This is a genomic window from Gelidibacter sp. (assembly GCF_053579655.1).
In genome coordinates, this window is sequence record NZ_JBMDWE010000029.1 from 47,434 (window position 1) to 53,722 (window position 6,289).

Genomic DNA, 6,289 nt, shown 5'->3' on the forward strand with positions numbered 1-6,289 from the left:
TTATAAAGCTTAATAAAACTAAATTTCAAAACATGAATAATAAAATTAATCTAAACAAGGGGTCGCTATTTGCGCGATCCCTTTATATAAAGGGCCTTATTTTAAGTGCTTTAATTATCGTCGGAATTCAAGGAGCAGTTCAGGCACAAGAGGACCAATATTCTGCACCTTCGTGGTATTTTGGAGTGGCAGGTGGGGCTAACTTTAATTTCTTTGACGGTTCAATCAATCAGTTGTCTTCATCTTTAACACCTCCGGCGGTTTTCAATAAAGGAAATGGTATCGGACTGTTTATTGCTCCTAGTATTGAATATTACAAGCCTAATACGAGATTCGGATTTATTTTACAGGCAGGGTATGACAGCAGAAAAGGAGACTTCGATCAAGTTCTTACCGATTGTAACTGTCCAGCTGATTTGTCAGCGGATCTCAGCTATATTACTGTAGAACCTAGTTTGCGTTTTGCGCCATTCAAGTCTAATTTATATCTCTATGCGGGACCTCGGGTTGCTTTTGTCCAAAACAAATCCTATACTTATCAATTAGGAGTTAATCCAAGTTTCCCTAATCAAGTTAAGCCTGAAGCTGAAGAAGGCGATTTTAATGAAGTGAAAGGAACAATAATTTCCGGCCAAATTGGAGCAGGATATGATATTCCACTCTCTTCTAAAGGTAATAAGACACAATTTGTGATGTCACCTTTTGTAGCTTTTCATCCATATTTTGGACAAACACCACGCTCCATTGAAACTTGGAATGTAACTACAATAAGAGCAGGTGTTGTATTAAAATTAGGGGTTGGAAGTAAAATTTTGCCACTTGAAGAGGAAGTTGTTGAACCAATCGTGCCTAAAGTGGTGTTTACCGTGGATTCTCCCAAAAATGTACCCGGAAGGCTAAGCATTGCCGAGAGCTTCCCATTGCTTAACTATATTTATTTTGACCAAGGATCTACAGCGATCTCAAACCGCTATGTATTGTTGGATAAAAGTCAAGTAAAAGATTTTAAAGAAGATCAGGTTGAAGTGCTAGCACCAAGTTCAAAAATATCAAGTCGTTCAGAACGCGTAATGACCGTTTATTATAATATTTTAAATATTCTTGGTGACCGTATGGAGGAAAACCCAAGCACCACCATCACTTTGGTTGGATCTTCAGAAAATGGATCTCCAGATGGAAAACTTATGGCAGAGTCTGTTAAAAAATATTTAGTAGACGTATTTGAAATTAATGGCAACAGAATTGCTATTGAAGGAAGGAATAAACCGAAAACCGCAGGAGAACAAGGAGCTTCACAAGAGTTAATTATTCTTCGTGAAAGTGGAGATAGAAGAGTTTCTGTTGAAAGTAGCTCTCCTGAATTGTTGATGGAATTTCAGAATGGTCCTAACGCCGCTTTGAAACCTGTAAAGATTGTAGGAGTACAAGATGCGCCAATCTCCAGTTATGTCACTTTTAAAGTTGACGGAGCAGATGAAGCATTTAGCACCTGGAGCATTGAAGTTACAGATGAAAATGGAATTGTACAAAATTTCGGACCTTATACTGAAGATGAAGTTAAAATTTCTGGAAATAATATTTTAGGAACAAAACCTGAAGGAGATTACAAAGTGAAAATGATTGGTACTAACAAAGTAGGTGAGATTGTAACTCAAGAATCTAATGTGCATATTGTAGCTTGGACTCCTTCCAAGATTGAAGAAGGCATCAGATTTAGTATCGTATATGAGTTTGACTCTGCAGAAGCGATTGCTATGTATAATACATATCTTGCTGAAATTGTTGCGCCTAAAATTCCTGCCAACGCAAAAGTGATTATCCACGGGCATACTGATATTATTGGTGAAGATGCTTATAATAAAAACTTATCTGTACAGAGAGCTAATAATGTTCAAACCACTTTAAAAAACAGTTTGAGAAAACTAGGTACTACAGGAGTTAAATTTGAAGTAGATGGCATGGGTGAAAATGAAAATGCAGCGCCTTTTGGAAATAAACTTCCAGAAGAAAGAGCTTATAACAGAACTGTGATTATTGATATTATTCCTAACAACAAATAAGGAGTTCATTTAATCGCATAAAGCATAAATATAGTCAGTATCAAAGGATAGGGTTTCAAACCCTGTCCTTTTTTCGTTGAGGTTATTCCCATCTCGAAATACCAGACTCATGAAGCCTTGGTTTTTGTCGAGGTTAACCGATTACAATAAATAAAAAAAAAGAGGCATTTCAATTAAGAAGTGCCTCGGTTTTTTAATATGAAATTCGGTTTCTTTATAAACCTTATTTTAACAAGATATTATTTCCTTAACCTTGATTTGCAAGCTTTTTCTGTAGGCTTTGATGCTGATCAGGTCGTTACTTTTTTTATAGCTTAAGCTGGTCACTTCAGTTTTGGTAAGCGCCATGGAAGTGCTTTGATCTTGAGCGTCACTTTGAGTAAGACTATTCAATGTAATTGGTACATTCTGTTTTTCAGTATCATTAGAAGTATTTTGACCAAAAGTTAAAACGGGTAAAGTGATTAGAACGATAAGGATTAAAATTTTCTTCATGACAATAATTGAATGTTGATTTATTATTACATAAAGAAACAACACAACTTCAGTTCAATAGAATAAATTAGATATAGAACATCGATAAACGGTTAATATGAATTACGACTCAAAAAACACCGATGAAATACATGAATATTGCTTGCGACCCAATAAACACGCTTACGGCTAATGACGAAATATCCGGACAATGAGTTCATTGAGACCTTCGGTCGATAAACTGGAAATGGGTATGGGGTTGGAAATTCGTGATATTAGATTGTTGTCAAGATGTGGAAAGGAAGGAAGTGTTGCTCATAAGAACGGGTAAAAGAAGTTCTTATCTAAAAATGTAAATCCATCAATATTAGATACAGATCTTAGGAAGGTCCATAAAGCGTAGGGAACGCTAAATTTTCCGAAGTTCAAGGTCCAAGGTAAATAGTTTTAGCCTTGAACCTGTCCTTCCGTTCAGGAGGGTACACGAATGGTTTTTAGTTTTAAAGCCCCTGCGGATGTAACACTGCGACTGAAGACTGTCTACTGAGTACTGCCTACTGAGGACTGCCAACTGCAGACTGAACATTAATCTCATCCACAAAGATCCAGCTCTTTCCATAGGACTTGTAACCCGAATGCCAAGTTGGAAGTCGGCCTAGTTTCTTTGCCACAAGCTTAACGAATTTTGCGTTTTTATCTTTTAAGTCGAAAGTAATGGTTGTTGTTCGTGCTTCTTCCGATCGTTTTGTTGCGTTTGTGTTTTGTCTTCCGACTAATTGAAAGCTTTTATTGTCAGTCGAAATATAGCAGAACACTTCTGTTGGATAAAATATGAAAGCGCGTTGGTCCTGCAAAAAGTTGACACTAACCGCGTGGATGGGTTGCTCTTCGCCCAAATCAACGATGGCTTCAACATCTTTATCTTCATAGCCTTGCCAAGAGCCTGACCTAAAGTCTTTTGAACCTTTAATGCCGTCAATTAAAGCATTGGGTCCGCCGGCGCTGTATTGGTTGGCGTATGTAGTTTTGAGAATGATGCTTATGTTAGGATCTATCTTGTAAAACTCAGTGGCAATCATAGCGCTTTTTACATCATCTTTTTCTGAATACACCTTTAAGAACGAGGGTTCAGAAATGATAAATGGTTTTTCGTATTTGGTATAAATCGAATCATTTAAAGTGTAGAAAATATCGGTTTCTTTTTGGGCATTTTCTAAAACCACTTCCGTTTCGCCTCTAAATGCGATGTCGCCTTTGGCTATAAATGGAACGGGAACTATTTTAAATTTGTCAATCGATGTGACGGGGACTTCATCGTCATCGGTAGCCCAATCAGATGGGGAGTTGGTCATGAAAAACTCCAAAATACCCCCCGATAGAATGTCTTTTGAAGAAATATAGCTTTGTTTCAATTTCGATCCGTTGAGTCTCACATAATCAATGTATTTGTTTTCATTAGAAAGGTCAAATGCTTTGATAGTAAAGTTTTTTCCGTTTTCAAGATTGATGGTCGCCTTATCAAATAAGGGCGTTCCGATGATGTATTGATCGGCACCTGGTGTTACTGGATAAAAACCCATGGCCGAAAACACATACCACGCACTCATTTGTCCGCAATCCTCATTTCCTGCAATGCCGTCGGGCGCATTTTTATAGAGTTCGGTCAGGATTTGATGGACTTTCTCTTGTGTTTTATAGGGTTTGTTGACAAAGTTATAGAGATAGGCCATATGATGACTCGGTTCATTGCCGTGTGCATATTGACCAATAAGTCCTGTGATGTCTTGCATAGCACGTCCAGAAGTGTTGTTCTTAGCTGTAAACAAGGTGTCCAATTGTGCTTCCAGAATTTCTTTTCCGCCCATCAAGTCAATTAATCCTGACATGTCTTGTGGCACATAAAAACTATATTGCCAAGCGTTTGCTTCGGTGTAATTAAAATTGACCTCATAGGGATCAAAAGGAGCGAACCAGGTGTTTCTGGTACGACCTCTCATAAATTTGGTTTCGGGATCAAAAACGTTCTTGTAATTTTGAGCGCGTTTGATATAGGTTTCGTAGTCGTCTTCCTTATTCAAAGCATAGGCCATTTTAGCAATGGTCCAATCGTCATATGCATATTCCAAGGTTTTTGAAACCGATTCGCTTTCTTCCTCAACGGGTATAAAGCCGAGTTCTTTATACGACTTTAAGCCCAAGTGATTTTGGTTGGCCGAATGTTTCATGGCTTTAAGGGCTTTTTCGGCATCAAAACCTTTAATCCCTTTCAGGTAAGCATCAGCAATCACGGGAACGGCATGGTAACCAATCATGGTGCCGGTGTAGTTGGCACTTAAATCCCACATGGGTAGGATACCGCCTTCATCATATTTTGAGATCAACGTATTGACAAAATCGCTCGTGCGTTTGCGTTCAATAAGCGTATAAAGTGGATGCGCCGCGCGATACGTGTCCCAAAGCGAAAAGACCGTGTAATATTTAAAATCTTTATTGGTATGAATTTTCATGTCCATGCCTCGGTAGCGTCCATCAACATCCTGATAAAGATTTGGTGTGATCATGGTATGGTATAAAGCCGTATAGAAAATGGTTTTACGGTCCTGATCGTCACTTTCAATCACGATTTTCTCCAACTGTTTTTCCCAAACACTTTGCGCAATATCTTTGACCTCTGCAAAGGTTTTATCGCCAATTTCTGTTTCTAAATTTCGTTTGGCGCCCGCTTCATCCACTGCGCTAATGCCAATTTTCACATACACAGGTTCGTTTTTTGGGTTGTCAAATTGGAACACTGCTTTTTTATTCGTTAATCGCTGCTTTGAAGCAATTAAATCGACCGATAACGGATGTGAGAATTTGATATAATAAAACAACTTCTGATTGCTCGCCCACGATTTCGAATGGCGATAGCCTGTGATTTCAGTCCTTGAAGTTTGTTTGATTTTTGATGCTAATAACTCATCGCGATGTTCTAAGTCCAACACGATGATTTGGTTTTTAGCTGTTGGAAATTGGTATTTATGAATCCCGCTGCGTTCAGAAACCGTCAATTCAACATTAATATCGGTGTCTTCCAAATGGACTTGGTAATATCCAGGTTCAGCCTTTTCATTATCATGTGAGAATTTTGAGCGGTAACCTTTTTTGCCGTTACTTCCATTATTGAATACCACTTCATTGGTAGGCATGAGTAAAATGTCACAATAATCACTTACGCCAGTACCGCTGAGGTGGGTATGGGTAAAACCGTAGATATATTCATCACTATAGTGATAGCCGGAAGCGCCGTCCCAGCCCTCAAGACGGGTATCAGGACTTAATTGCATCATTCCAAAAGGCATCGTCGCCCCAGGATAGGTGTGACCATGGCCACCTGTGCCAATAAAAGGATTGACTAGTGATATCAACGCTTTATCTTTTATGGCAGGGGTTGTTTTGGGACGATCAGAGCATCCTGTCAACAGAAGGAGTGCCGTTATTACTGAAAGAAATGACTTCATCAAAGATGGGATTGGTATTGTAGCCGAAATATACTAAATCTTAAGGGACGGTTAAATTTTATGGCAACATTTTAATAAGAGTTTAAATCATTTATCTTTGAGTAAAACTGCACTTATGATGCGATGGCTCCTATTTACGATTTTTTTTATCCTGATAACGATATATGGATTTCAAGCGGTACGGACAATTACTAAAAACATTTGGATCCATTACGCATTTATTGCACTTGCAGTTGTCATTGCAGGCAATTTGAT

3 protein-coding genes are annotated in these 6,289 nt (G+C 38.3%); 1 reads left to right on the plus strand and 2 read right to left on the minus strand.

Features of this window, described 5'->3' with window-relative positions; genetic code table 11:
- Positions 1 to 32: 32 nt before the first annotated feature.
- Entirely contained in the window at positions 33 to 2,060 is a 2,028-nt protein-coding gene (locus tag ACOH2D_RS14015) for an OmpA family protein (protein WP_449535591.1), read from the plus strand.
- Between the two features lie 228 nt (positions 2,061 to 2,288).
- Here the strand turns inward: ACOH2D_RS14015 and ACOH2D_RS14020 are convergent, their stop codons facing one another.
- Together ACOH2D_RS14020 and ACOH2D_RS14025 are read right to left on the minus strand one after the other, a co-directional pair.
- Positions 2,289 to 2,555: a hypothetical protein gene (locus ACOH2D_RS14020; RefSeq protein WP_348037479.1), complete on the minus strand. Its 267-nt coding sequence runs from the start codon at positions 2,553 to 2,555 to the stop codon at positions 2,289 to 2,291.
- A gap of 533 nt (positions 2,556 to 3,088) precedes the next feature.
- Positions 3,089 to 6,034: a GH92 family glycosyl hydrolase gene (locus ACOH2D_RS14025; RefSeq protein WP_449535592.1), complete on the minus strand. Its 2,946-nt coding sequence runs from the start codon at positions 6,032 to 6,034 to the stop codon at positions 3,089 to 3,091.
- Between the last annotated feature and the right edge of the window lie 255 nt (positions 6,035 to 6,289).